We start from the raw sequence: 24,482 nt of genomic DNA on the forward strand, positions 1-24,482 counted from the left end.
GGCCCGAATCCGGGCCTCCCCTGGTCAGAGCAGGTTCACCTGCAGCACCAGTTCCATGAGCACGAACACGAACGCCCACACCGCGGCGGTCACCACCGCTGCGGTCCGCCAACGCGTACGCCCGATGAGCACCATGGTGCCGAAGGTGAGGACCGGCACCGCGATCAGGTAGCCCACCAGCCACACCAGGAAGATGAAGCCGGTCAGCGCCAGCGTCGTGTACAACGGCGCCCGCCAGCCCGCCTCGGCCGGTTCCTCCCCGGATCCGGCCGGCCGCTCCGCGGCCCGGCACGTGGCGGTGAGAGGTTCTCAGAATCCTGAGGACAGGAATCCGGCCCACCGCGCAGCGGAGCCGTGGTAACCATCGCCCCCGAGGTCAGCGGATCATCGGTCGGCCGGCGCCGCTGTCGACCCAGGCGAAGCCGCCCTGGGGCATGGCGAACGGTCAGCCGCAGATGGCCTCGTCCAGGAACGCGTCAACAGTGTCGTCGGGGTCACCGCTGAAGTCGGGCGTGAGCGCGATCGTAACCTGGTGCCGCCGGTCCTCCGTCGAGTACGACCAGGACTGGTACGCCAGGGCATCGCCGTCGTTGCCGTACACACGGACCCCACACGAGGTGTCCCGCCAGGCCAGCCCGAGCCCGTACGTCTCGCCCTCCACACCCGGCGTCGTCATCTCGTCGAGCCGGTCATCCGACAGCAGGCGGCCATCGAGCAGTGCGGCGACGAACTGGTTGAGGTCCTTCGTCGTGGAGATCAGCTCGCCACCCGCGCCCAACACCGACGGATTCATCTCGGTGAAGTCGACGAGGTGCGTATCGCCGTCCCGCTCTGTTGGCACGTAGCCGTGCGGATGCGGACCGCCGATCCGCGGCGACTCCCCCGGCATCGCGGTGCCGCTCAACCGCAACGGTTGGATGACCCGCCGCTCGATCTCCTCACCGTACGACCGGCCGGTGGCCTCCTCGACGATCTGGCCGAGCAGGACGTAGCCGGTGTTGGAGTACTCGTACTCCGAACCCGGCGGTTCGAACGTCGGGGGGTTCGCCACGGCGCGCCCGACCAGCTCGTCCGCGGTCCAGGTTCGCCACCGGTTGTCCAGGAACTCCGGATCCGGTGGCAACGTAAGGGTCTTCCGGTAGTCGTACAACCCGCTGGTGTGGTTCAGAAGCTGGCGCACGGTGATGCGGTCGCCATCCGGTACGGCTCCGGGCAGCCACTCCTCGACCGTGTCGTCCAGCCGCAGCCGGCCCTCGTCGACGAGCTGCAGAATGGCGGTGGCCAGGAACGTCTTCGTCACGCTGCCCGCCCGGAACCGGCCCTGGGCCGGGACCTCCCGCGTCGTGCCCCGCTCGGCGACACCGCTGGTGCCGCGCCACACGCCATGCTCGTCACGCACCTCCGCCAGCGCGCCCACCGCCCCAGCGGCCACGACGTCGTCCAGCCGACTCTGCAGCCCCGGGCGATCCTCATCCTCCGACTCGGCAGTGGCAACGGCCGGCGCCGCGACCACCGCCAACGCCGTCGTCGCGGTCACCAGCACCCGAGACACCCGCTTCATCCCGACCTCTCCGATCTCCGTGGGCAGTCCGTCGCGGCCAGCCTGACGAAGCGGAGGAACCGGGCACATCCGGGAACGCCCTGGCTCGCCCCCCGGGATTCGCCCGCTCCCCCTCCGGAGTTCGTGGGGGCCAGATCACGGCGGACTCCGCCGCCTCGGGGGCGAACAGCTCCTCGGGGCGCAGCTCCCGGTCGGAGAGCCCCTGTTCGTGGTGGTAGCGCAGGAACGTGGCCAGTGTTTCGCGGTTGGCGCCGAGCCCACAGGGCCAGTAGTCGCCCCCCCAGTAGCTCCACGGTCTCCTCCAGTTGCTGGTTGAGCCGCGAAAGCATGAACCGCAGCACCGAGGAACCGTGCAGCCGGTCGAAGACCTCGTTCTTGGCCTGGGTGAACGCCTTGTACAGCGACTGGGCCACCCATGGGTACCGCTCGTAGACGCCGCGCCGGATTATGGTTAGTCCAATAAATCTCCAGGGCCCGTAAGGTCGCCGTTACCGCCAGTACTCGCCAATGGCACACAGTTGCAACCAATTTGCAAGAGCTTTATGGTCGCTCTGGCCGCGATGGCTGCGGCAACGAGCGAAGGGAGAGTGCCTGATGGCACGATGGCGGGCGTTCGTACTGGTCATCGCACTGGCAGGGACATCGTGCGGTGGTTCCGGCGCGGGTGGGGACACCGCGGAGCCGGCGGTCGCCACAACGGTGGCTCCGATCACCGACATCACCGAACGGATCGCCGGCGACGACGCCGAGGTCACGGGCATCGTCCCGCCCGGCGTCGACAGCCACACCTTCGAGCCGGGGCCCTCGGTCGTCCGGGACGTCGCCGGCGCCCGGCTGTTCATCGCCAACGGGCTGCACCTGGAGGAGTCGTCGCTGGAGATCGCCGAGGCCAACCTGCCCGACGACGGGGAGATCGTCACCCTGGCTGACCAGGTGGTGACCGAGGACGAGTGGGTCTACGACTTCACGTTCCCCGAGGAGGCCGGGGTGCCCAACCCGCACCTGTGGACCTCCCCGCCGATGGCCGCCGAGTACGCCCGGATCATCGCCGGGGAGCTGGAGCGCGTCGACCCCGGCAACGCCGAGGGCTACCAGGAACGCTACGACGCGTACTCCGACCTGCTGGCGGAGCTGGACGCGGCGATCGAGGAGGCGGTGCGGACCGTCCCCGAGGACAACCGCAAGCTGGTCACCTACCACGACTCCTTCCCCTACTTCGCTCCCCACTACGGCTTCGAGGTGGTCGGGGCGGTGCAGCCCGCCGACTTCTCCGAGCCCTCCGTCTCGGAGGTGGCCGAGCTCATCGACCAGATCGAGCGCGAGGAGGTACCCGCGGTCTTCGGCTCCGAGGTGTTCCCCTCGGACGTCCTGGAGCAGATCGCCGAGGAGAGCGGAGCCCGCTACGTCGACGAGCTGCGCGACGACGAGCTGCCCGGAGAGCCGGGCGATCCCGAGCACAGCTATGTCGGGATGATGCTGGCCAACTCCCGCGCGATCGTCGACGCGCTCGGAGGCGACCCGGCCGCGCTCGACGCGGTCGACCCGGCCTGAGACAGCGCCATGACACCAGCGCCCCCGCCTCCGGCCGTGCGCATCACCGGTGCCGATCTCGGATACGGCCGCGCACCGGTCCTTAGCGGCGTCGACCTGCACATCGAGCCGGGCGGGTTCATCGGGGCGGTCGGGCCGTCCGGCTCCGGAAAGACGACCCTGATCCGGGCGCTGACTGGGGGCTGCCGCCTGCTGCGCGGCGGTGTCAGCGTGTTCGGCGCGCCGGTGCGCCACGGCCGGCCCAGCCGCGACGTCGGCTACGTGCCGCAGGTCGGAGCGGCCGACACCTCGTTTCCCATCACCGTGGAACAGGTTGCCCTGCAGGGGCTCGGCAACGGCCTCCGGCCCTGGCACACCGCCGGGGAGCGGCACGCCGCCCGCGCCATCCTCGCGCGGCTCGGGCTGGAGCCGCTCGCCCGGCAGGCCATCGCGGAGCTGTCCGGTGGGGAGCTGCAGCGGGCGTTCCTGGCGCGTGCGCTGGTGCGGCGTCCGCGACTGCTGCTGCTCGACGAGCCCACCTCCGGCGTGGACCTGCGGACGCGGCACGACGTGCTGCACCTGCTCGCGGAGCTGAACGCCGAGGGGATGACGGTCGTCCTGACCACCCATGACCTGAACTTCGTGGCCACGCACCTGCCCCGGCTGGTCTGCCTGGCCGGCCGCGTGGTGGCCGACGGCCCGCCCGAGGCCGTTCTCCACCCGCCGGTGCTGCGCGCCACCTACGGGGCGGAGGTCCGCGTCATCCACGACGGGAACCTGGTGCTCGTGGCCGACCCGGCGCCGCTGCTCGCCGGGGCCGGCCAGGAGCCGGCCCCGGCCGCGGCGGCGGTCCGGGGCCATGAGGAGCCACCGTGGAGTGTCTGACCGACCCGTTCGTCGCCTACGACTACTTCGGCCGTGCGCTGCTGGCCCTGGTTCTCGCCGGGGCCACGTGCGCGGCCCTCGGCGCGTTCGTGGTGGTGCGCCGGATGTCCTACATCGCCCATGGGCTCTCCCACTCGGTCATCGGCGGTGCGGCCGTGGCCGGGCTGCTCAACGTCAGCCTGCTGCTCGGGGCCGGCGTGTGGGCGTTCGTGTCGGCGGTGCTGATCGACCGGGTGAGCCGGCGGCACGGGCTGCACGCCGACACCGCGATCGGGATCGTGACGACGGCGTCGTTCGCCGCCGGCATCGCCATCATCAGCGCGGCGCGCGACATCCGGCTCAACCTGGACGCCTTCCTGTTCGGCTCGGTGCTCGGTGTCTCCGAGTCGGATGTGCTGCTCATCGGCACGGTGGCCGCGGTGGTCGCGGCGGTGCTGTTCGCCCGTTACCGGCCCCTTCTGTTCACCACCTTCGACCCCGGCGTGGCCGCCGCCCACGGGGTGCGCGTCGGCCGCTGCGAGGCACTGTTCGCGCTGCTTCTCACCGCTGGCATCGTCGCGTCGATGCGGGTCCTCGGCGTCCTGCTGGTCGCCGCCGCGGTGGCCATCCCGCCGGCGACGGCGCGGCTGCTGACCAACCGGTTCGAACGCATGCTGCTGCTGTCCGCCTTCTTCGGCGCGGCGGCCGCGGTGCCCGGGATGTACCTGTCGTGGTACGCCGACATCGCCTCGGGTCCCGCGGTCGTGCTCAGCCAGACCGCCCTCCTCGCCCTGGCCTGGCTGTACGCGGGGGCGCTGCGGGCGTGGGCCGCAGCCTCCGCGTAGCGCCCCACAGCTTCTCCCGGCGCTCACCCGGTCGCGGAACAGTCAACCCCACCAGGAACGCGTTCCGCCATGCCCAGCCCGCAGTGGATGATCAGCCTTGACGGAATTGGTAAAATTGTCAATCCTTTAGCGCTTCACGGGTGATGTGGCGGGCCCCACACCGGCTCACCGGCGCGAAACGCCGAACCCGCCCGCATGCGCCTGGACACCACCCGCGGCGGCGGAACCCCCACCGCCATCCCGGAGGAGGACCTCGCGGAGCTCCCGGACCTCGGTCCGGGGTTCAACGACACCCTCGTCTGGCAGCAGGAGGTCGCCCGGCTCGCCCTCGCCGGCCTCGATATTTGACCACGTCCGGCACCGTTCGGATCATCACGGCGCGGGGGCTCACCACGCCGCGGCACGGGCGTCCGGCCAGTCCCGCGGTTCGGCGACCCAGCCGGCGAGCAGGACGAGCCCGCTGGGCCGGTGCGTGGCCAGGAAACCGAACGGCCGGTCGATGCGGACACTCAGCTCGTACGCCGTGCCCGCGGAGCCCCCCATCGGGAACGCCCCCGCGGTAGTGACCGCGGCCGCCGTGAATCCCTCCGCGCTGAAGTCGGCGGTGGCATCCTGCCGAGCCTGGCCGATGCCTAAGGGGAACTCGCTGATCCGGGGAAAGTGCCCGTGTGCCGCGAGGGTGGAGACCGCGGCGAGACCGAACAGCTCCGCGCGTTCCAGGAGGTCATGCTGGGCAGAGACGGTGAAGCGCGTGGTCGTGACGGTCAGAACGGGCTCCGGGCTGAAAGCGGCGACCTGCCGCAGTTCCACACCCGGAGCCCCGCGGACCCGACGCGCCTTCAGCAGGTCGGCTCCGCGGCGCACGCGGTGGCGGCCGTTGAACGTCTCGATCCCAGCGGTGACGACATCGTTCGGCGCGCGGCCGGCCTTCCCCACCAGAAGGTGCACGTCGAGGTCATCCTCCCCCTCCACGGTGACCAGCGTGACCGCTCCCGACGAGGTCGCGGCGACGGCGAGCTGGTCAAGATCGCCTGTACTGCGCCTGAGGGCCGATATGGGGCGTTCGCGTGCGGCCCACGGCCCGTCCTTCGGAAGGTGCGCCACATCGTCGAACGGCGTGCGCCACCGCGTCCGGATGCTCAGCGCGGTCGCCAGCACCAGCAGAGTGTCGGGATCGACGCTGATCGGCATCCGGGTCAGCCGCCCATCGGTATGCCGTCGCACCCACTCGTCCAACCGGGCCTGGTCGGTGGCGGTATCTCCGGCCAGCTCACCCTGAGCTGTGCTGGGGACGGTGTCGCGCCACCAGGGGTCGATCAAAAGATCGGCGCGCGCCCACACGCCCAGAGCCGCGCGGGTCGAGGCGCTTGCGGCGACGAGGTCCAGCAGCTCGCACGCGTGCCGTTCGGCACCGTCGGTGTCGACGCCCGCGGCCGCCGCCAGCTCGCGCCGGCCGGCACCGTCCGCGGCTGCGGCCAGAAGTGCCAAGAGCGGCCACAATCCGGCGCCCGAAAGTGCGGTCGACGTGTCGGTGCTGGTGCCTTCAGCCGCCACCCACCGGGCCGTCAGAGTGTTGGCGGCGCGCACTGCCTCACCTGTCATGGGAACTCCACCATCGACTGCTCTTCTCTCGGATCTCCCGCACTTTCGCACCATGCGGCGGCACGGCGCAGCAGTGTGACCGGTACCGGCACCGGAAGAGGCGGCACGGCCGTACGGGCGGTACGTCAACCGCCGTCCTGTAGGCTCCGCGGTCATGCGGATCGACCTGGTCACGATCATCGTTGACGACTACGACCACGCCATCGGGTTCTTCGTCGATACCCTGGGGTTCGACCTGGTGGAGGACTCGCCGTCGCGGACCAACGACGGCCGGCCGAAGCGGTGGGTGGTCGTCCGCCCTCCGGGCGGGGAAACGGGCATCCTGCTCGCCCGCGCGGACGGTACGGAGCAGTCCGCCGCTGTCGGAAACCAGATCGCCGGCCGGGTCGGGTTCTTTCTGCGGGTCGACGACTTCGACGCCGCCCACGAACGCATGGTGGCCGCCGGCGTCGAGTTCGTGACCGTTCCGCGCACCGAGCCCTACGGGCGGGTCGCCGTGTTCACCGACATCGCCGGCAACCGCTGGGACCTGCTCGGCCCACCGTGAGCCCGGCGGTGGGCGCACTGGCGGGTCAGCTGGAGCGCGTGCCGGAAGGGCGCGTGTAACGGTGTTTGACGCCGACGGGGAAATACTCCGGGTCGCCGGCCGGGAGCAGGGCCGTGTGCGGGAGCTGGCGCTCGGGGGGCACGTAGTTCGCGAACTCGCTGTTGAGGCGGAGCAGCTGGTCCCGGACCGACTCAGCGACCGTCCGTTGCCGGTCCACCGTGGGCTCCTCGCCGGGCGCCAGTTCGACGACGAGCCGCAACTGCCGGTCGCTGTCGGCGTCCTCCGCGGTCTCCAGGACGAACTTTCCGGTGACCCAGGCGCTCACCTCCGCCTGTTCCAGCCCCACCGTGACGTTCTCCGGGTAGATGTTCGCTCCGAAGTAGGACACGGTGAACTGGGACCGGCCGAACACGTACGCGAAAGGCAGCCGCCGGGCGGAGCCCACCTCGTCGGGACCAAGGTCGAGGCCGTGGCGCGCGCAGAACGCGAGCATGTCGCCGTAGGAGACCAGTCCCCCCTCGTCGGCGATGTGGTACCGGATCAGCGGCACGCCGTTGTCCCCGGAGAACAGCAGCGTCCCCTCGTGGGTCTCGAAGTACCGGTGGGTGGGGTCGTACTGGACCAGGGTCGGCAGCCGCGACTCGCCGAACAGCTCCCGCGCGGCGCCGGGGTTGGCGGCCAGGAACCGGCGGACACGTACCGACAGCGGTGTCTCGTGGCCGAGCACACCGGCGTCCGCGGTTCCGTACAGGGCCGCTGAGTCGTGGTCGGGGTCGGTCATTCCCGACCGCTGGCCCACCAGGGCGCGCCACTCCTCGCTGAACACCTCTCCGGCCAGCACCAGCTTGAGGGAGTAGCGCGCCCACTCCACTCCGGCGGCGGGTCCGCTGTCGATCACGTCCTTGACGAACGGGGGGTACCCGAGGAGCACCACCTGGTCGACATGCGGCCCCAGCTCGGGGATCACCCGCAGGATCTCGGCCTTGTTGTTGCCCGGAGCCACCACCGTGACCGGGTACCCCTTGGCCGCCAGGTGGCGGACACAGGCTGTGGTGTACAGCCCGCCCACCCAGGTGCCCAGCGGAAAGCACACCACCGCGAGCGTGCTTCGCTGGTCTGCTGCGAAGCTGTCGGCGAACACCCGCTCGAACTGGGTGGCCACGCTCAGCTCGTCGGTCAAGAAGCGCGGCCAGAATGTGGGCTGGCCGGTGGAGCCGGAGGACACCGCCACCATGTCGCACCCGTCCATCCGGCCGTCGCGGCACAGTTGCGGCAGCGGGTAGCGGCGGTGGTAGTTCTCCTTCGAGAGCAGCGGGAGCTGCCGAAAGTCGGTGAACGACCGCACGGTGTCCGGGTCGACATTGTTGGCTCGCAGGAAGTGGCGGTATGCCGGTACCGAGTCCGCGACCCGGTGGAAGAGGTCGACAACGTGCGCCTCGGGGTCGTCGGGCGCTGGCGGCCGGGTACTGAAGAACTCGCGCAGGGCGGCCACAACCAGGTCGGGGCGGTCGGCGTCCATGCGCCGAGCGTACCGGCCCGGCCTTCGGTCGGGGGCGTGTTCGTACGGGCGGCCCCGCTCAGGAATTCCGGGCCGGGGTCCACTGTTATGGGGTGTGGGTTCGGCGCGGTAATAAGTGTCCCCGGGCTCCAACAATTTGCCTTCGCGGAATACCGCGCCCTGCCACCCCCGGGTGGCGGGCGGTCTCGGAACCACGTTGTGCCACGCGCCGAGAGGCGACCGCCGCGTCGAACCCCCAGACCAGTGAGAGGCCCCAGCGAGCACCGGCTCGCTGGGGCCCGCTGCTGTGGGCGGCCGCCGCTGGCTAGGTGTCGCGTCGCGTCTTGATCCCCGCCACCACCAGATCCAGCACCTGGTCAAAGTAGGTGTTCTCCACGGCGAGCGCGTCCGGCACCGACACCGCGGCGGCCAGGGCGTCATCGTGCGCGCCCGAGGGACCTGACCTCATCGCGCGCATCGCGACAGCCGACGTGGCCGCGCCGAGGATCTGGTTGGAAACCGCCCGGATCGCCACCGCCTGCGTCTCCTCCCCGCAGCCGCACTCGTGCAGCGCGACGATGACCCGCCGCGACAGGGCGACCGCGTTCGGGCCGATCAGTGGCCGGGAGCCGGCGAACTCCGCCGCCCAGGTATGGGCGATCAGCGCCGCGTAGAACCGACGGGCGGTCTCCTTGACCGCGGTGTCCCAGGGTACGTCCGGGCCTGGGAGAACCGCGGCGGCCTCGGCCAGGATCTCGTCCACGGCCAGGTCCACGAGGTCCTCGCGGCGTTGCACGTACCAGTAGAGGCTCGTCGCGTGCACCCCGAGCTCGGCGGCGACCTTGCGCATCGTCAGCGCGGAGGCGCCGTCGCGGTCGAGCAGCGCGATCGTCGCGGCGACGATGCGCTCGCGGCTGAGCGCGGGCTGGGATCTGCGCCCCCTCTGCGGTCGGTGGAAGACGCTGTCGAACTGCTGGCCGGGTTGTGGGTCATCCATTCCAACAGAATACTCGGAATCATACTTTGTTGGATGATATCCAACAGTGTATGTTTCTCCGTATGGCTACTCACTTCGCACCAACACGACCGCACCCCTCCGCACCCGCAGCCGACCCGGCGCGCACGACGACCCTTGCGCCGCGCGGCCTCACCGCCTTCTTCCTGATCGCCTTCGCTTTCTCCTGGACCGTCTGGTGGGCCGGCTCCCTCCTGATCGCGGGCGGCAACCCGATGCCTGCCGTGATCATCGGCAGTTTCGGGCCGATGGTGGCGGCGGTAAGCGTCACCGGGGCCACCCAGGGATGGTCCGGGGTGGGCGCCCTCTTGCGGCGCTACGCCCCCCGACGCAGGGGCGGGTTCACGCCCTACGCGATCGCGGTGGTGGTCGTCCTGGCCATCGCGGCCTCCGCGACATTCCCGGTGTTCCTGCAGGAAACATCAGTGGACAGCGCCGCACTGGGTGCGGCCCTGCCGCTGCTGCCCGCCCAGTTCCTGCTCATCGCGCTGGCCGGCGGCGGCAACGAGGAGCTGGGGTGGCGGGGCTTCGCGCTCCCCCGTCTCCAGGGCGCCCTTTCCCCGCTGGCGGCGAACCTGGTGCTCGGATTGACCTGGGCGGTCTGGCACGCCCCGCTGGCCGCCATGGCGGGCACCGCCCAGTCGGACATGTACTTCCCCGCCTACGCCCTGCTCTGCGTCGGTCTCACGGTCGTGCTCGGCTACATCTTCAACTCCGCCCGCGGCGGCGTGTTCGCCACAGTGATCGCGCACGCCGCGATCAACGTCGTCTCAAGCCTCAAGGCCGCCGCGGTGGGCGACCCCGCCGGGCCGGGCGAGGTCGCGCTCGTCGCCCTCGTCGCGGTGGTCCTCGTGGTCGCGACCCGCGGCCGCCTGGGGGCGCGCCAGCCAAACGACGCCGAGCGCTAGAAAACTCCACGGCCAACCACCACCGGTGGGCGGAACAACCGCCCACCGGTACACGCGTCGGCAAAGAGACAGTGCGGCCGTACGGGCACTACGTCAACCGTCTCCGCTGGGCTCTCGCGCCGTCGTGGTGGAGCGCGCCAGCGGGCTCAGGGCCAGCCCCAGCGCCATCGACAGGGCAGCGGCGAGTGGGACGAGACCGACACCCGAGGCGGTCACGGCCCCACCCACCGTCCCACCCAGGGCCGCCCCCACGTAGACGGAGCTGCTGTGGACCGCCATCGCCTGTGCCGCGGTTCGGGCGCCAACCCGGTCGAGCATCAGGGCCTGCAGGGTCGGTGGCACCGCCCACGCGGCGGCCGACCAGAGCACCAGCAGGACGGTGGCGAAGGGGACGGGAACCGGGCGCGCGAGCCAGAGCAGCGCGAACGCGGACATCGCCGCACAGAAGAGCATCCCGGCGGCGAGGAACGCGGGCACCGCCCCGAAGCGGTCCACGAGCCGACCGGAGGCACGCGTGCCGAGAAGCCCACCGATCCCCGAGCACACCAGGAGCACCGCGAGCAGGCCCGGGGTGACACCCGCGAGTCCCGCCAGCACCACCGAGATGTAGGTCTGGAAGGCGAGGTTTCCCGCCACCGTGAGCACTGTGATGAGGAGGATGGCGGCGACGGCCCGGTTCAGCATGGGACGGAGCAGGGTACCGATCGAGCGTTCCTCGTCCTGAGCGTCGGACACCGCGCCGGGCAGTGCGCGGACGAGAACCAGGGCGGCCACGCCGAGCAGCCCACCGAAGACGAACGTCGCCCGCCAGTCGAGGGTTGCTCCGATCCACGTTCCCGCGGGGACGCCGACCAGGATCGCGCCGGTCAGGCCGGTCATGACCGTGGCCAGGTAGCGCCCTCTTCGCCCGGACGGAGCACCGGTGCTGGCAGCCGCCAACGCGCAGGGCAGGACGACCGCCGCGGCCAACGCCGCGATGACCCGAAGCGCCACGAGGGCGGGGAAGGAACCGGCGAGCGGCACCGCGAAGTTCGCCGCCGAGAAGACGGCGAGGGACCCGAGCAGCGCGGTTCTCAGCGGTACCCGGGAGAGCAGGAACGCCCAGAGTGGTGCGGTGAGGGCGTAGACGAGAGAGTAGATGGTCACGAGCTGGCCGGCCGCGGCCTCCGAGACATCCAGGTCGGAAGCGATGGCGGGGAGGACCCCGATGATGATGAAGTCATCCGTCTGGACGGCGAAAGCCGCCAGTGTCAGCGCGGCGAGCCACACGGGGGGTCGTCGGGAGTTGTTCCACACCGCGTTAGGGTAACAACTGTTACCCTAATGCTTGACCCAGGCGAGAGAAGGAGACACCCCGCGCATGCCCAGGACCGCTGATCCGCGACGGCGACGCGAGGTCGTGGACGCGGTGATCACGCAGCTCACCCACACGGGCATCGCGAACGTCTCGCTGCGCGCCCTCGCCGAAGGGTTGGGCCAGAGCACGCGTGTGCTGACCCACCACTTCCCCGACAAGAGCGCCCTCCTCTGGGCGGTCCTGGAGCGGCTCGACGAACTGCAGCACACGGCACTGCGCTCCACCCCGGGATGGGACGACCCCTCGACGCCCGTGTCCCACATCGTTCGGGCGGCCTGGGAACGAAACATGAGGCCGGACGAGATCGCCATGACGCGCCTCATCCGCGAGATCGAGGGACTGGCCGCCGGCGGAAGGCTTCCCGCCGCCGTCCCGGGCTTCGTGCGCGGCCGCGCCGAGTTCGTCGCCTCCTGCCTGGTCGTTCGAGGAGTGCCCAACGAAGCTGCCATGGTCCAGGCGAGCCTGCTCAACGCGGCCTTCAGTGGCCTCGAAGGCGACTACCTCATCACCGGCGATCAGGAGCGGGCCGAGGCCGCGCTCGACAACCTGTGCGCCTGGATCGACACCTACGTTGGGCACTCCCACTCCTCCCGCCCGCGCTGAGGTGTCCGCTTCGCGCCCTACGCGATCGCGGTGGTTGTCGTGCTCGCCGTCGCGGTCGCTACGGCGTCCCCGATGGACCCGAACATGGCGACGCATCCGGGGTCCTGCCGGCCCTAACCTGGAGCTGTGCGTGCGGAGCGGTTGGTGGCGCTGGTGTTCACCCTGCAGAGTCGGCGCAACGCGACTATCGCGGAACTGGCGGAGTCGCTCGGGGTCTCCGAGCGGACCATGCACCGCGACGTCGCCGCACTGCGGGATCTCGGCGTTCCGGTGTGGACCGAAGCCGGGCGCAACGGCGGCATCCGCCTCGTCGACGGGTGGCGCACCCGGATCGACGGGCTCACCTCGCGGGAGGCCGTCGCGCTCTTCGCCATGGGCGCTCCGCGGGCGCTCGCCGAGCTCGGGCTCGGCACCGCGGTCTCCGCGGCGCACGCCAAGGTCTCGGCCACCCTGCCGGCGCCGCTGCGCGAGCAGGCGCAGCACATCTCCGAGCGGTTCCACCTGGACGCCCCGGCGTGGTTCCGCCGCTCGGAGGAGACCGAGCACCTGGCCGGAATGGCCCGCGCGGTGTGGGAGCAGCGGCGCCTGCGGGTGAGCTACCGCCGCAGCGACCGCACCGTCGAACGCGAGCTGGACCCGCTCGGTCTGGTGCTCAAGGCCGGGGTGTGGTATCTCGTGGCCCGCGCGGACGGCAACCTGCGCACCTACCGCGTCAGCCGCGTTACCGGCACCGAGGAACTCGACGATCACTTCGAACGGCCGGCCGGGTTCGACCTCGCGGGCTGGTGGGAGCACTCCTCGGCGCAGTTCGAGAAGTCACTGCAGCGCGTCCCGGTTCGGGTGCGGTTGGGTCCCTTCGGCGCCCGCTCCCTGCCCGCGCTCATCGACACCGACCTCGCAGTCTCGGCCCTCGACAACGCCGGCCCGCCGGACACCGAGGGGTGGCGCGAGGTCGAGCTGCCGCTGGAGGAGGACTCCCAGATCGCGGCCGGGCAGCTTCTCGCCCTCGGAACCGACGTCGAGGTCATCGGGCCGCCCGCCGTGCGGGCGGCGTTCGCCGACACCGCACGGCGGATGGCCGACCGTCACCGGTAACCGGTGGTGTCCGCGGGCTTGTCCTGCCCCGCCACTTCCACCATGTAGCGCCACCCGTCCGGGCGGCTGCCGTCGACGTCGTCGAAGCCGTAGACCTTGGCGAGCTGCCCACTGTTCAGCGTCTGCCCGGAGAAGCGGGCCCTCTCCGGGTCGGCGGCCAGCGCCGCGACCGCGCGCCCGACGAACGTCGGCGACTCCGAGATCGCGAAGTGCGGTTGCTCCTCCAGCGCGTCGCGCCAGGTGTCCTCGGTGACGCCGAAGATGTCCAGCATCGCCTCCGAGCGGATCCAGCCCGGGGTCATCGCCACCGCCGTGCACTCGTGGTCCCGGGTCTCCGCGGCCTGGGCGATGGCGAGGTTGTGGGCGGCCGTCTTGGCGACGTAGAAGGCCAGCGAGGTGCCCTCGCGGAACTTCGCGTTGTACTCGGCGGTGCCGTCGGTCATGTCCACCACCAGACCGCCTGGCTGGCGAATCACCAGTGGAAGGAGGTGGTGGCTGGTGATGATGTGGGAGTCGATCCCGAGCCGGACCATGCGTAGGCTCGCGTCCAGCGAGTGCTCCCACACCGGCGTGGCCCATCCGATGTAGTCGTCGCCGCCCCAGACCCCGTCGACCAGGATGTCGAGCCGCCCGTGCTCGGCGTCGATACGCTCGGCCAGCCCGCGCACCTCATCGGGGTCGAGGTGATCGACGCGGACGGCCACGCCCGAGCCGCCCGCCTCGCCGATGAGATCCACGGTGCCCTCGATCGTCTCCGAACGGTCCACCTCGGAGCGCTCCTCCCGGGTGGTGCGTCCCGTGACGTACACCTCCGCTCCGCTGCGGCCGAGCTCTACCGCGATCGCCCTGCTCGCTCCCCGGGTCCCCCCGGCCACCAACGCCACTTTGCCAGTCAGATCCTTGTTCATACCGGTCACGATCGCAGCGAACCCCGCCACCCACCGTCAGGGTTTCACCGGCGATTTCCCGCCGGTGCCGCCGGGCCCGCGCGGCCACCACCCGGGAGGGCGGGTGGTGGCCGCGCGGGGGCTACACGCGCTCGAACGGTGAGCGCCACACCGGCGGGGGCAGTACAGCCCTGTCGGCGGGCACCACGCACACGAGCGTGGTCACGCCGTGGGTGGCGCTGAAGATGTCGTGGCCCTCCAGCGTGGTCCCGTGGCGCTGGACGTGCACGCCCATAGCGGTCGCCCAGCCACGCAGGGCGGCCATGTCGGCCACCTCGCGGATCTCGCAGTAGGTGGTGCTCATCAGTGCACCCCCACGAGTGCGCGCCTGGCCGGCGGGGTGCTATCCGGCGCGGGTGTGGGTGCGGGCACCCGCACAGCGGGATGGGAGAGGTCCTTCAGGACCAGGCGGCCCAGCCGGCGGGCATCGGTGCGTGTCTGGTCCGGCTCGCGCTGTGCGGCGCGGCGCCGCGCGCAGTGGCCGGCGTCAAGGACATAGGGCCGCACCAACAGCGCACGGGGCGGGACCTCATAGGCCGGCGGCGGCTCGGTGACCGGGATCGGCTGCGCGTAGGGGCGGACGCGAGAGCTACGGATGGGCGCGGGGCTCGGTGCGGCGCGCCGTACATGCCGTCCGGGGCGCCGCGCGGCGCCGACGAGCGCCAGCACGAGCGGGATCACCAACAGGGACAGGTATCGCATAGTGCGACTCCTCGGGGATGTGCCGGCTGGGAGGGCCGGCGGGGAATAGGTTCCTCCATGTTGACTCTGAATCTTCAGGTTTTCAAGTCATCATGGGAAGATGGTTCACCATATCGACCATCACAAACGCCCGCTTCACACTTGAAAGGTTCACGGTGAGTGATTCGCGTAGATCAGACTCCGCTCGTAAAGTCCGAGGTGAGGACCAGAGCGGAGGCAGCGAATTGGCCGACCAGAAGAAGCCGTCTATCCGGCGCCGGCGGCTGTCCGCAGAGCTGAAGCGTGCACGGCGCGACGCCGGGTTGAGCATCGAGCAGGTCGCCGAGATGACCGAGTGGTCGGCAGGCAAGATCTCCAACCTGGAGACCGGCGTCCGGCTCTACCCCTCAGTGATGGAGATCAAAGGCTTCCTCGACACCTACGGCGTGACTGACGAACGGCGTCGCGAGGCCGTCCTGGAGCTGACTCGCAAAGCTCGGGAGAAGGGCTGGTGGACCAAGTACAGCGACGTCTTCACCGATGACTTCCCCGGGTTCGAGGCCGAGGCCAGCACCATCCACACCTACGAACTCGCCCGGATTCCCGGGTTGCTGCAGACTCCCGAGTATGTGGAGCTGCTCATGCGTGCCAGCCTCTACCGCAGCGAGGTAGACGTGAACCGGGCAGTCGAGACACGTCGGCAGCGACAGGAGATCCTCACCAGATCGAACGCCCCGGAGCTATGGGCAGTGATCGATGAGGCGGCACTGCTCCGGTTCCAGACGAATCTGTCCGTGTTCCAAAAGCAGCTCCAGCACCTGATCGACATGGCCGAGGCGGACAACTCCGTGACGATCCAGGTCCTCCCGTTCGCGAGCGGCATGCACGCCGGGCTGCAAGGACCCTTCGTGATCCTCGGCTTCGGCGAAACCATGAGCCCCGTGGTCTACCTGGAAACCGACACCGATGGCCTCTACCTCGAAGAGGCAGAGGACGTAGATCGATACCGCAAGCTGTTCGACCATGTAAGAACCAGCGCACGCCACCCAGAAGCATCGCTTCAGATTCTGAAGAACCTGATTTAGAGGCCGAGATGAAACACCTATTCCCATCCCACCTGGCGTTCCGCAAGTCCAGCTACAGCGACCGGAACAACTGCGTTGAGGTGGCCACCCTCTCCGAGGGCGCAGCCGTCCGCGACTCCCAGAACCCAGAACAGGGCCACATCTCCGTTCCGACTGCTGAGTGGAGCGCGTTCCTGACCGATGTCCAGGCCGGCCGCCTGTAACCCGACCCAATAACGAAGGGCCCCAACCAAACGGTTGGGGCCCTTCGTACCTATTCCCGCGGTCATGCTATCCGCCATGGGAGTGCGCGACCAGACACCGCGCCGTCAGCCTGTCGGCAGCACCGCGCCGGACCCGTCGGTCAGCCGTGGTGTTCCGGGGTGGCGACTGTCGCGGGCGCGGTTGAGCCGCGTACTACTAGTTCCGGCTCGAACCGCAGCCGCTGGTGCACGTGGTCGGCGTCGGAGAGTTCGGAGTGCAGCAGGCGCATGGCCGCCCGGCCCAGCTCGTACTTGGGCTGGGCCACCGTGGTCAGGCCCGGGTGCACGAGACCGGCGACGTCCACGTCGTCGTAGCCCACGACGGAGAGGTCGTCGGGGACGCGCAGCCCCCGCGCGCCCAGGCTCTTGAGGAGTCCCAGGGCGAGCTGGTCGTTGGCGCAGAACGCCGCCTGCGGGCGGCGCCGCGGCCCGCCGGCGAGTACCTCCTCCACCGCCTGTTCGCCGGAGCGCGGATTGAGCTGCGGTGTCTCGACCACCCGGATCGCCCGCTCGGGGGCGAGCCCGCTCTCCTCGCACGCCGCGCGCAGTCCGTCGAGCCGCCGCGCGCACTGCTCGATGCCCAGCGGCCCGCTGACGAACGTGACGCGTTCGTGGCCGAGGCCGATCAGGTGTCGGCCCGCTGCCAGCCCTCCCGCATGGTTGTCGACGGTGACGCTGCACCCCAGGTCCGCACCGACGTCGCCCCGGTCGAGCACCACCCACGGGGTGCCGCGGCCGCGCAGCCACAGCAGGTCGGACATATCGTCATCGACCGGCATCACCACGGCTCCGGCGGCGCGCTGCTCGGCCAGGAGCCGCAGGGAACGGCTCTGCCAGCTCGCCTGCTCGTCGGAGTTGAGCAGCACCACCGCGCGGCCCTCGCCGGCGGCCGCGTCCTGCACGCCCCGCGCGACCTCGGTGAAGAAGGGGTTGGTCACGTCGTGCACGACCAGGCCGATGGAGTCGCTGCGCCCGGAGCGCAGGTTGCTGCCGGAGGAGTTGCGCACGTAGTCGAGCTCGGCGATCGCCTCCTCAACGCGCCGCCGGGTGTCTCCGGCGACCCGTTCCGGCCGGTTGAGCACGTTGGAGACCGTGGCGGGCGAGACGCCGGCGCGCGCGGCGACCTCGTTGATCCCCACCGGACGGCCTGCGGCGCCCCGGACCGGTTCGGGCGCGGCGGGATCGGCGGCGAATGACACAGGAACGCTCCAGGGTTCTCGCTCGAATGCGGGTGGCGACGCGAGGGTGCGCCCCCCGGCGCGACACACCAGTATGCCCATCCTCGCCCCGGGTATTAAAACGTGTCAACGAATTGCGCCCGCGGCTTCCGGACTCGGCGCGGCGCACGGCCAACCTCCCGCGCACTGATGACATTTCGATTTCGTGACGTGGCTGTTCGTAATACTTGGCCAAGTCCTTGACATGCCGTTGTGACCCAGCTTACGTTCAACCGCATATTAGATCGTTTTACAGAGGGGTTGCCATGGCTCAGCGCCCGCCACCGGAACCACCGACGCTGGCACTGGTCGACGTCGCCAAGTCCTTCGGCGCGGTCCACGCCCTGCGCGGACTGTCCATGGACCTGCGCCCGGGCCGGATCCACGCGCTCGTCGGCGAGAACGGGGCCGGCAAGTCCACGGTCGTCAAGACGATCGCGGGGGTGCACGCCCCGGACGCGGGGCACGTGGAGATCGACGGCGCGCGGGTCGAACTCACCAGCCCGGCCGACGCCCAGAACGCCGGCGTGGCCGTGATCTACCAGGAACCCACGCTCTTCCCCGACCTGTCGGTGGCCGAGAACATCTTCATGGGCCGCCAACCGCTCGCCCGCGGGCGCCGCATCGACTACGCGACCATGCGGACGCGCACCGAGGAGCTGTTCGCGCGCCTGGGCGTGCGAATCGACCCGGACCGCCCGGCCAGCGGGCTGTCCATCGCCGACCAGCAGCTCATCGAGATCGCCAAGGCCCTGTCCCGCGACGCCCGGGTGCTGGTGATGGACGAGCCCACCGCCGCGTTGTCCGGTGTCGAGGTCGAGCGCCTGTTCGCGGTGACGCGCTCGCTGCGCGACAACGGCGCCGCCATCCTGTTCATCTCGCACCGCTTCACCGAGATCTTCGCGCTGAGCGACGAGCTCACGATCATGCGCGACGGCGCGTTCGTCGCCCACGCCCCAACAGCCGAGCTCGACACCGACACGGTGGTGCGGCGCATGGTCGGCCGGGAGGTCACCACCCTGTTCCCGAAGCAGGAGGTCGCGCCGGGCGAGGTACTGCTGGAGATCGACGGGCTGACCCGGGCCAAGGCGTTCGGGGACGTGTCCTTCTCCGTACGGGCCGGCGAGATCGTGGCGCTGGCCGGGCTCGTGGGTGCCGGACGCAGCGAGGTCGTGCGCGCCGTGTTCGGTGTCGACCGCTACGACTCCGGCACGGTCCGGGTCGCCGGGCAGGCCCTCCCCCGCGGCCGGCCCGCGGCGGCCATGCGCGCCGGCCTCGCGCTGGTACCCGAGGACCGCCGGCAGCAGGGCCTGGTGATGGACCTCTCTGTGGAGCGCAACGCGACCCTGACCCGGCGATGGGCGCTCAGCCGCCTCGGTCTGCTGACGCGGTCCGCCGAGCGGGCCGCGACCCGCACCTGGGCCGAACGGCTCCGGGTGAAGGCCGCGCGCCTCAGCGACGCGGTCGCCACGCTCTCCGGCGGCAACCAGCAGAAGCTCGTCCTGGCCAAGTGGCTGGCGACCGGGCCGCGGGTGCTGCTCATCGACGAGCCGACCCGCGGAATCGACGTCGGCACCAAGGCCGAGGTGCACCGGTTGCTGTCCGAGCTGGCCGCCGACGGGATGGCGGTCGTCATGGTCTCCAGTGAGCTGCCGGAGGTGCTCGGCATGGCCGACCGGGTGCTCGTGATGCACGAAGGGCGGATGACCGCGGAGCTGCCGCGCGCCGAGGCGAGCGAGGAGTCCGTCATGTACGCCGCAACGGGCCAGCACGAGGCAGTCGCATGACCGGCGGCACCGGCGGCACCCACACTCCCGACCCGGCGCCCGCCCGCAACGGCAACGGCACAGCCAAGCGGCGCACCCGGATGGCACGCGAGCTGGGCCTGCTGCTCGCCATCGGCACACTGGTCGTCGTCACCTGGCTATACAACCCACTGTTCCTGTCCCAGCAGAGCGTGCAGGACATCCTTCTCGGCGCGACCCTGCTCACCATCCTCGCGGTGGGCCAGGGCACCGTTATCGTCACCCGCAACGTCGACCTGTCGGTCGGCTCGGTACTGGGGCTCTCGGCGTTCGCCGTGGCGTCGTTCCTCACGGCGTTCCCGGGCGTGCCGATCGTGGTCGGGATCGCGGTCGGCATCACCCTGGGGGCGGTGTGCGGCGTGGTCAACGGTGCGCTGGTCGCCGTGGCGCGGGTGCCGGCACTCGTGGTCACCCTCGGCACGCTGTACGTCTTCCGGGGGATCGACTTCTGGTGGGCCTCCGGCAGCCGGGTGGACGCCGCCGACCTGCCCGCGGCGTTCCTCGGTATCGGCCGGCAGAGCGTGCTGGGCATCCCGGTCCCGGCGCTCGTGGCGCTGGCCGTGGTCCTGGTCGCCGGCCACTACCTGTACTCCTACCGCAGCGGGCGCGAACTGTACGCGATCGGCTCCCAGCCGGCAGCGGCCCGGCTGTCGGGCATCCCGGTGGACCGCCGGATCTTCGGCGCGTTCGTACTGAACGGCTCCCTCGCCGGGCTGGCCGGCGTGCTGTACGCGGCCCGCTTCGGCTCGGTCGACGCCACCGTGGGAACCGGGATGGAGCTGCAGGTGGTGGCCGCCACCGTGGTCGGCGGCGTCGCGATCTTCGGCGGCAGCGGCACCGTGTACGGCGCCGCTCTGGGTGCCGTGCTGCTGAGCACCATCGGCTCGGCACTGCCGGTGCTGCAGATCAACCAGTTCTGGCAGCAGGCCGTTGTGGGCCTGCTCATCCTGCTCGCGATCGGTCTGGACAAGCTGCTGGCGGTCCGCACCGCGCGCCGGCTTCGGGAAGGGAGGCAGCATGGCGGCTAGCTCCGGAACCGCCGAGCCCACCGCGCCGGACGGCGCCATTGGCCGGGAGCCGTTCGCGGCCACTCTGGGCTCGCTGCTGCGCACCCGCGAGGCAACCGTCATCGGCGCCCTGGTGGTCGCGGTCCTGACCGCGAGCCTGCTGGTCGACAGCTTCGCCACCTCGCGCAACGCGGGCTACCTGCTGCTCGATGTCGCCGCGATCGCCATGATCGCGCTTCCGATGACGCTGGTCGTCATCACCGCCGAGATCGACCTCTCGGTGGCCAGCACGCTCGGTCTGACCAGCGCCGTCATGGGGCACTTGTGGACGATGGGACTGCCGCTGGAGACGATCATCCCGCTGTGCCTGCTCATGGGCGCGTGCCTCGGCGCTGTCAACGGCGTCCTGGTCACCGTGGCCGGGTTGCCGTCCCTGGCCGTGACCATCGGCACGATGGCGGCCTACCGGGGGTTGGCCTACGTCGTTCTGGGCGACCGCGCGGTCACCGACTTCCCGCTCAGCTGGACCACCGTCATCACCGGTCGCGTCCCCGGCACCGAGATCCCGTGGATCGGGCTCGTCCTGCTGGTGCTCGCCGCCGCGTTCGGGGTGCTGCTGCACGCGACCCCGATCGGCCGCGGGCTGTACGCGGTGGGGGCCAACCCCGAAGCAGCGCGGTTCGCCGGGATGTCGGTGCGCTGGGTCAAGCTGTGGATGTTCGTCCTCACCGGCACGGTCGCGGCACTGGCCGGGATCTACTGGACGCTGCGCTACGGCAGCGCCCGCGCGGACAACGCCTTCGCGTTGGAACTCTCCGTGGTCGCGGCGGTCCTCCTGGGCGGGGTCTCCATCTTCGGTGGCCGCGGCAGCCTGCCCGGCGTCATCGCGGGGGTGCTGCTGTTCGGCAGCATCAGCAACGCCCTGCGCCTGGCCAGAGTGCCCGAGGAGGCGCTCGTCGCCGTCACCGGCCTGCTGCTGATCGTCTCCGTCGTCGCGCCCAACCTCGCCGACCGGGTTCGGGAGCACCGCACCCGGCGCTCCCGAACCCGACACGCAACCACCCGCACCCCGACAAAGCCCCGCACCGAACAACACACCGGAGGACCCCATGCCTGAGACGATCTGGCGTCGCGGAGCGGCCGCCAGCGCGGCAGCGGCGCTACTACTCCTGCTCGCCGCGTGCGGTGGCACCACCCGCGGGGACACCGAGGAGGAGTCGACATCCGCGGTGGCCGACGAGGCCGACCCGGACGCGGAGATCCCCGCCGACCTCGCGTTCAGCTACGTGCCCAAGCAGATCAACAACCCGTACATGACCTACGCCAACAGCGGCGGCGAGACCGCGGTCGAGGAGCTCGACGGCGCCTTCGAAGAGGTCGGCCCCTCCGAGGCCACCGCTGATTCCCAGGTCAGCTACATCAACACGGTCAGCCAGCAGGGCGCCGACGTGCTCGTGATCGCGGCGAACGACCCCGAGGCCGTCTGCCCGGCGATCACCGAGGCCCAAGGGCAGGGCACGATCGTGGTCGCCTACGACTCCGACACCAACTGCCGCGACCTGTTCATCAACCAGTCCTCCACCGAGATGATCGCCGAGACCCAGATCGAGCTGATGGCCGAGCAGATCGACGGCGAAGGCGAGGTCGCGATCCTCTCCGCCACTCCCAACGCCACCAACCAGAACGCGTGGATCGAGGAGATGGAGAAGCTCGCGGAGTCGGAGGAGTACTCCGGCCTCGAGATCGTCGACACGGTGTACGGCAACGACGACGACCAGGACTCCTTCGAGGAGATGCAGGGCCTGATGCAGTCGCACCCGGACCTCGACGGCGTGATCTCGCCGACCACCGTCGGTATCGCGGCCGCCGCGCGCTACCTCAGCGAGTCCGAGTACCAGGGCGAGGTCGCCCTCACCGGCCTGGGCCTGCCCAACCAGATGCGCGAGTACATCAACGACGGCACCGTCGAGGAGTTCGCGCTGTGGGACCCCGCGGACATGGCCTACCTGGCCGGCTACGCGGGCGGCGCGCTCTCGGCCGGGCAGATCACCGGCGAGGAGGGCCAGACCTTCGAGGCCGGCGATCTCGGCGAGTACGAGGTCGAGGCGGACGGCGAGGTCGTCCTGGGCCCGCCCACCGTCTTCAACGAGGACAACATCGACGACTACGACTTCTAGACCGGTGACGCGGGTACGTGGTGCGGCGCCCCTCGGGGACGGCATCGGGAGTGTCCGCGCGGACACTCCCGGCGACGAATATGTCCCCACGGTCAGGCTCGACACGGAATGCCTGCCGTCGGGCGCCCACCACTCGCCCGCGTAACCGATCCAGCCGGCCGGGGGCGGGCCCCAACCGGGCCCGCCCCCCTTCCCCAGCAAGGAGCGCCGATCATGCAGCGCGTCTGCTTCCTCCTCAAGGTCCGCCAGGACCGGCTCGCCGAGTACCGCGAGCGGCACGCCGAGGTGTGGCCGGAGATGCGGGCCGCCCTGGAAGCCGCCGGGTGGCACAACTACTCGCTCTTCTGCGACGACAACGGGTTGGTGGTCGGCTACCTGGAGACCGAGGACTTCGAGGCGGCCCGCGCCGCGATGGCCCGCACCGAGGTCAACGCCCGATGGCAGGCGGAGATGGCGCCCTACTTCGAAGAGCTCGAAGGCCGGCCCGACGAGGACATGCTCCCGCTGACCGAGATATTCCACCTGGACTAGGGCTATCGGGCCGATCTTGAGGATTCCGTTCCTTCCGGAGCGCGAGTAGGGCCGGAAACCTCGAGATCGGCGCGCCCTCACCTACGAGACGCGGATAGGACTGCCAATGGCCACCGCCAACACCCCCGCCACAAGCACCGCCGGCGCCCAGGAGACCGCGAAGGCCGCACTGTCCCGCCAGGAGATCGAACTGCCCTCGTGGGCGTTCGCCAACAGCGGCACCCGGTTCAAAGTGTTCGGCCAGCCCGGCGTGCCGCGCACCGCCGAGGAGAAGATCGACGACGCGGCGCAGGTGCACCGCTTCACGGGCCTGGCCCCCAGCGTCGCGCTGCACATCCCATGGGACCGGGTGGATGACTACGGCACACTGGCCGACCACGCCCGCGCGGCGGGGGTGCGCATCGGCACCATCAACGCCAACGTCTTCCAGGACGACGACTATAAGCTCGGCAGCGTCACCAACCCCGACCCGCGGGTGCGGCGCAAGGCCACCGACCACCTGCTGGAGTGCGTCGACGTCATGGACGCCACGGGCTCGCGGGACCTGAAGCTGTGGTTCGCCGACGGCACCAACTACCCCGGCCAGGACGACATCCGCGCCCGCCAGGACCGCCTGGCCGAGGCCCTGGACGAGGTGTACGCGCGGCTGGGTCCCAACCAGCGAATCCAGCTGGAGTACAAGCTCTTCGAGCCGTCCTTCTACACCACCGACGTCCCCGACTGGGGGACCTCCTACGCGCACTGCCTGCGGCTGGGCGACAGAGCCAAGGTGTGCGTGGACACCGGGCACCACGCCCCGCACACCAACATCGAGTTCATCGTGGCGTTCCTGCTGCGCGAGGGGAAACTGGGCAGCTTCGACTTCAACTCCCGCTTCTACGCCGACGACGACCTGATGGTCGGCGCAGCCGACCCGTTCCAGCTCTTCCGGATCATGTACGAGGTCATCCGCGGCGGCGGCTACGACGCCGACTCCGGCGTGGTGTTCATGCTCGACCAGTGCCACAACATCGAGCCCAAGATCCCGGGCCAGATCCGCTCGGTGCTCAACGTCCAGGAGGCCACCGCCAAGGCGCTGCTGGTGGACGCCGAGGCGCTGGCCGCCGCGCAGCGGTCGGGTGACGTGCTCGGCGCCAACGCGGTGCTCATGGACGCCTACAACACCGACGTGCGGCCCATGCTGGCCGAGCTGCGGCAGGAGAACGGTCTCGGCCCCGATCCCATGGCGGCCTACGCCGATTCCGGGTACGGCCAGCGGATCGCCGCCGAGCGCGTCGGCGGCCAGCAGGCCGGCTGGGGCGCATAACCCCAACCGCATGGCCCTCCCCAACCCACCGAACCACCGTCACCAGGGAAGGACAACGC

The 24,482-nt window shown here is 70.5% G+C and carries 25 protein-coding genes and 1 pseudogene; 16 read left to right on the top strand and 10 right to left on the bottom strand.

The window, feature by feature from the left end; translation table 11 throughout:
- Window positions 1-24: 24 nt before the first annotated feature.
- A pseudogene (locus F4561_RS27870) lies at window positions 25-258 on the bottom strand (tripartite tricarboxylate transporter TctB family protein); the annotation flags it as partial.
- 187 nt (window positions 259-445) lie between these two features.
- Complete coding sequence (locus tag F4561_RS27875; RefSeq protein WP_221446354.1) at window positions 446-1,561, bottom strand: serine hydrolase domain-containing protein; 1,116 nt, start codon at window positions 1,559-1,561, stop codon at window positions 446-448.
- Between the two features lie 594 nt (window positions 1,562-2,155).
- Here F4561_RS27875 and F4561_RS27880 point away from each other — a divergent pair.
- The 4 genes from F4561_RS27880 to F4561_RS27895 all read left to right on the top strand — a co-directional run bounded on the left by F4561_RS27880 (window position 2,156) and on the right by F4561_RS27895 (window position 5,148).
- On the top strand, window positions 2,156-3,112 hold the full coding sequence (locus F4561_RS27880; protein ID WP_221446355.1) for a metal ABC transporter substrate-binding protein: 957 nt from the start codon (window positions 2,156-2,158) through the stop codon (window positions 3,110-3,112).
- 9 nt (window positions 3,113-3,121) lie between these two features.
- Window positions 3,122-3,976, top strand: coding sequence for a metal ABC transporter ATP-binding protein (locus F4561_RS27885; protein ID WP_184584578.1), 855 nt, complete (start codon window positions 3,122-3,124; stop codon window positions 3,974-3,976).
- Window positions 3,964-4,800, top strand: a complete 837-nt coding sequence (locus F4561_RS27890) for a metal ABC transporter permease (protein ID WP_184584580.1) — start codon at window positions 3,964-3,966, stop codon at window positions 4,798-4,800. Before F4561_RS27885 ends, F4561_RS27890 begins: the two co-directional genes overlap by 13 nt.
- 195 nt (window positions 4,801-4,995) lie before the next feature.
- Window positions 4,996-5,148 carry a hypothetical protein gene (locus tag F4561_RS27895; protein ID WP_184584582.1) on the top strand — a complete coding sequence of 51 codons (153 nt, stop codon included), beginning with the start codon at window positions 4,996-4,998 and terminating at the stop codon, window positions 5,146-5,148.
- A gap of 39 nt (window positions 5,149-5,187) precedes the next feature.
- On the opposite strand, the gene F4561_RS27900 is transcribed toward F4561_RS27895, so the two are convergent.
- Window positions 5,188-6,402: a serpin family protein gene (locus F4561_RS27900; RefSeq protein ID WP_184584584.1), complete on the bottom strand. Its 1,215-nt coding sequence runs from the start codon at window positions 6,400-6,402 to the stop codon at window positions 5,188-5,190.
- Window positions 6,403-6,556: 154 nt separating this feature from the next.
- On the opposite strand from F4561_RS27900, the gene F4561_RS27905 reads away from it, so the two are divergent.
- The gene (locus F4561_RS27905) at window positions 6,557-6,949 is read left to right on the top strand and encodes a VOC family protein (RefSeq protein WP_184584586.1); all 393 of its coding nucleotides are present in this window, start codon (window positions 6,557-6,559) and stop codon (window positions 6,947-6,949) included.
- A gap of 25 nt (window positions 6,950-6,974) precedes the next feature.
- Here F4561_RS27905 and F4561_RS27910 read toward each other — a convergent pair whose 3' ends face one another.
- Window positions 6,975-8,468, bottom strand: a complete 1,494-nt coding sequence (locus tag F4561_RS27910; RefSeq protein WP_184584588.1) for a phenylacetate--CoA ligase family protein — start codon at window positions 8,466-8,468, stop codon at window positions 6,975-6,977.
- A 304-nt stretch (window positions 8,469-8,772) separates the two neighbouring features.
- Window positions 8,773-9,444 (bottom strand): TetR/AcrR family transcriptional regulator C-terminal domain-containing protein, encoded by a 672-nt coding sequence (locus F4561_RS27915; RefSeq protein ID WP_184584591.1) that lies wholly within the window; start codon window positions 9,442-9,444, stop codon window positions 8,773-8,775.
- Window positions 9,445-9,494: 50 nt separating this feature from the next.
- On the opposite strand from F4561_RS27915, the gene F4561_RS27920 reads away from it, so the two are divergent.
- A complete protein-coding gene (locus F4561_RS27920) occupies window positions 9,495-10,370 on the top strand; it encodes a CPBP family intramembrane glutamic endopeptidase (protein ID WP_184584593.1) in 876 nt (291 codons plus the stop codon).
- 93 nt (window positions 10,371-10,463) lie between these two features.
- Here F4561_RS27920 and F4561_RS27925 read toward each other — a convergent pair whose 3' ends face one another.
- Entirely contained in the window at window positions 10,464-11,666 is a 1,203-nt protein-coding gene (locus tag F4561_RS27925; protein WP_184584595.1) for an MFS transporter, read from the bottom strand.
- A 64-nt stretch (window positions 11,667-11,730) separates the two neighbouring features.
- Between F4561_RS27925 and F4561_RS27930 the strand changes: the two genes are divergently transcribed.
- Window positions 11,731-12,330: a TetR/AcrR family transcriptional regulator gene (locus F4561_RS27930; protein WP_184584597.1), complete on the top strand. Its 600-nt coding sequence runs from the start codon at window positions 11,731-11,733 to the stop codon at window positions 12,328-12,330.
- Between the two features lie 126 nt (window positions 12,331-12,456).
- Window positions 12,457-13,425 carry a helix-turn-helix transcriptional regulator gene (locus F4561_RS27935; protein WP_184584599.1) on the top strand — a complete coding sequence of 323 codons (969 nt, stop codon included), beginning with the start codon at window positions 12,457-12,459 and terminating at the stop codon, window positions 13,423-13,425.
- Here the strand turns inward: F4561_RS27935 and F4561_RS27940 are convergent.
- From F4561_RS27940 to F4561_RS27950, 3 genes are all read right to left on the bottom strand, one after another.
- Window positions 13,416-14,333 carry an SDR family oxidoreductase gene (locus F4561_RS27940; RefSeq protein WP_184584601.1) on the bottom strand — a complete coding sequence of 306 codons (918 nt, stop codon included), beginning with the start codon at window positions 14,331-14,333 and terminating at the stop codon, window positions 13,416-13,418. The two genes, F4561_RS27935 and F4561_RS27940, sit on opposite strands and share 10 nt — an antisense overlap.
- A gap of 121 nt (window positions 14,334-14,454) precedes the next feature.
- Entirely contained in the window at window positions 14,455-14,676 is a 222-nt protein-coding gene (locus F4561_RS27945) for a hypothetical protein (RefSeq protein ID WP_184584603.1), read from the bottom strand.
- Complete coding sequence (locus F4561_RS27950) at window positions 14,676-15,074, bottom strand: hypothetical protein (protein WP_184584605.1); 399 nt, start codon at window positions 15,072-15,074, stop codon at window positions 14,676-14,678. The genes F4561_RS27945 and F4561_RS27950 overlap by 1 nt, the downstream gene beginning before the upstream one ends.
- Before the next feature lie 224 nt (window positions 15,075-15,298).
- On the opposite strand from F4561_RS27950, the gene F4561_RS27955 reads away from it, so the two are divergent.
- Window positions 15,299-16,138, top strand: coding sequence for a helix-turn-helix domain-containing protein (locus tag F4561_RS27955; RefSeq protein WP_246438174.1), 840 nt, complete (start codon window positions 15,299-15,301; stop codon window positions 16,136-16,138).
- A gap of 8 nt (window positions 16,139-16,146) precedes the next feature.
- Window positions 16,147-16,341, top strand: coding sequence for a DUF397 domain-containing protein (locus tag F4561_RS27960; RefSeq protein WP_184584609.1), 195 nt, complete (start codon window positions 16,147-16,149; stop codon window positions 16,339-16,341).
- Window positions 16,342-16,481: 140 nt separating this feature from the next.
- On the opposite strand, the gene F4561_RS27965 is transcribed toward F4561_RS27960, so the two are convergent.
- Window positions 16,482-17,579 (bottom strand): LacI family DNA-binding transcriptional regulator, encoded by a 1,098-nt coding sequence (locus F4561_RS27965; protein ID WP_312885672.1) that lies wholly within the window; start codon window positions 17,577-17,579, stop codon window positions 16,482-16,484.
- A gap of 284 nt (window positions 17,580-17,863) precedes the next feature.
- On the opposite strand from F4561_RS27965, the gene F4561_RS27970 reads away from it, so the two are divergent.
- From F4561_RS27970 to rhaI, 6 genes are all read left to right on the top strand, one after another.
- Window positions 17,864-19,384, top strand: a complete 1,521-nt coding sequence (locus tag F4561_RS27970; protein WP_184584613.1) for a sugar ABC transporter ATP-binding protein — start codon at window positions 17,864-17,866, stop codon at window positions 19,382-19,384.
- On the top strand, window positions 19,381-20,430 hold the full coding sequence (locus tag F4561_RS27975) for an ABC transporter permease (protein ID WP_184584615.1): 1,050 nt from the start codon (window positions 19,381-19,383) through the stop codon (window positions 20,428-20,430). The genes F4561_RS27970 and F4561_RS27975 overlap by 4 nt, the downstream gene beginning before the upstream one ends.
- Window positions 20,420-21,526 carry an ABC transporter permease gene (locus tag F4561_RS27980; RefSeq protein WP_184584616.1) on the top strand — a complete coding sequence of 369 codons (1,107 nt, stop codon included), beginning with the start codon at window positions 20,420-20,422 and terminating at the stop codon, window positions 21,524-21,526. The genes F4561_RS27975 and F4561_RS27980 overlap by 11 nt, the downstream gene beginning before the upstream one ends.
- Window positions 21,519-22,586 (top strand): rhamnose ABC transporter substrate-binding protein, encoded by a 1,068-nt coding sequence (gene rhaS / locus F4561_RS27985; RefSeq protein WP_184584618.1) that lies wholly within the window; start codon window positions 21,519-21,521, stop codon window positions 22,584-22,586. Before F4561_RS27980 ends, rhaS begins: the two co-directional genes overlap by 8 nt.
- Window positions 22,587-22,799: 213 nt before the next feature.
- Complete coding sequence (locus F4561_RS27990) at window positions 22,800-23,117, top strand: L-rhamnose mutarotase (protein ID WP_184584620.1); 318 nt, start codon at window positions 22,800-22,802, stop codon at window positions 23,115-23,117.
- A 106-nt stretch (window positions 23,118-23,223) separates the two neighbouring features.
- Window positions 23,224-24,423: an L-rhamnose isomerase gene (gene rhaI / locus F4561_RS27995; RefSeq protein ID WP_184584622.1), complete on the top strand. Its 1,200-nt coding sequence runs from the start codon at window positions 23,224-23,226 to the stop codon at window positions 24,421-24,423.
- Window positions 24,424-24,482: the final 59 nt, after the last annotated feature.

This window comes from Lipingzhangella halophila, assembly GCF_014203805.1.
GTDB classification, from domain to species: Bacteria; Actinomycetota; Actinomycetes; order Streptosporangiales; family Streptosporangiaceae; genus Lipingzhangella; species Lipingzhangella halophila.

Coding starts and splice junctions, on each gene's coding strand:
- F4561_RS27875 (WP_221446354.1), bottom strand. CDS start 1,561: ATGAAGCGGGTGTCTCGGGTGCTGGTGACCGCGACGACGGCGTTGGCG.
- F4561_RS27880 (WP_221446355.1), top strand. CDS start 2,156: ATGGCACGATGGCGGGCGTTCGTACTGGTCATCGCACTGGCAGGGACA.
- F4561_RS27885 (WP_184584578.1), top strand. CDS start 3,122: ATGACACCAGCGCCCCCGCCTCCGGCCGTGCGCATCACCGGTGCCGAT.
- F4561_RS27895 (WP_184584582.1), top strand. CDS start 4,996: ATGCGCCTGGACACCACCCGCGGCGGCGGAACCCCCACCGCCATCCCG.
- F4561_RS27900 (WP_184584584.1), bottom strand. CDS start 6,402: ATGACAGGTGAGGCAGTGCGCGCCGCCAACACTCTGACGGCCCGGTGG.
- F4561_RS27905 (WP_184584586.1), top strand. CDS start 6,557: ATGCGGATCGACCTGGTCACGATCATCGTTGACGACTACGACCACGCC.
- F4561_RS27910 (WP_184584588.1), bottom strand. CDS start 8,468: ATGGACGCCGACCGCCCCGACCTGGTTGTGGCCGCCCTGCGCGAGTTC.
- F4561_RS27915 (WP_184584591.1), bottom strand. CDS start 9,444: ATGGATGACCCACAACCCGGCCAGCAGTTCGACAGCGTCTTCCACCGA.
- F4561_RS27920 (WP_184584593.1), top strand. CDS start 9,495: ATGTTTCTCCGTATGGCTACTCACTTCGCACCAACACGACCGCACCCC.
- F4561_RS27930 (WP_184584597.1), top strand. CDS start 11,731: ATGCCCAGGACCGCTGATCCGCGACGGCGACGCGAGGTCGTGGACGCG.
- F4561_RS27940 (WP_184584601.1), bottom strand. CDS start 14,333: ATGAACAAGGATCTGACTGGCAAAGTGGCGTTGGTGGCCGGGGGGACC.
- F4561_RS27945 (WP_184584603.1), bottom strand. CDS start 14,676: ATGAGCACCACCTACTGCGAGATCCGCGAGGTGGCCGACATGGCCGCC.
- F4561_RS27950 (WP_184584605.1), bottom strand. CDS start 15,074: ATGCGATACCTGTCCCTGTTGGTGATCCCGCTCGTGCTGGCGCTCGTC.
- F4561_RS27960 (WP_184584609.1), top strand. CDS start 16,147: ATGAAACACCTATTCCCATCCCACCTGGCGTTCCGCAAGTCCAGCTAC.
- F4561_RS27970 (WP_184584613.1), top strand. CDS start 17,864: ATGGCTCAGCGCCCGCCACCGGAACCACCGACGCTGGCACTGGTCGAC.
- F4561_RS27975 (WP_184584615.1), top strand. CDS start 19,381: ATGACCGGCGGCACCGGCGGCACCCACACTCCCGACCCGGCGCCCGCC.
- F4561_RS27980 (WP_184584616.1), top strand. CDS start 20,420: ATGGCGGCTAGCTCCGGAACCGCCGAGCCCACCGCGCCGGACGGCGCC.
- rhaS (WP_184584618.1), top strand. CDS start 21,519: ATGCCTGAGACGATCTGGCGTCGCGGAGCGGCCGCCAGCGCGGCAGCG.
- F4561_RS27990 (WP_184584620.1), top strand. CDS start 22,800: ATGCAGCGCGTCTGCTTCCTCCTCAAGGTCCGCCAGGACCGGCTCGCC.
- rhaI (WP_184584622.1), top strand. CDS start 23,224: ATGGCCACCGCCAACACCCCCGCCACAAGCACCGCCGGCGCCCAGGAG.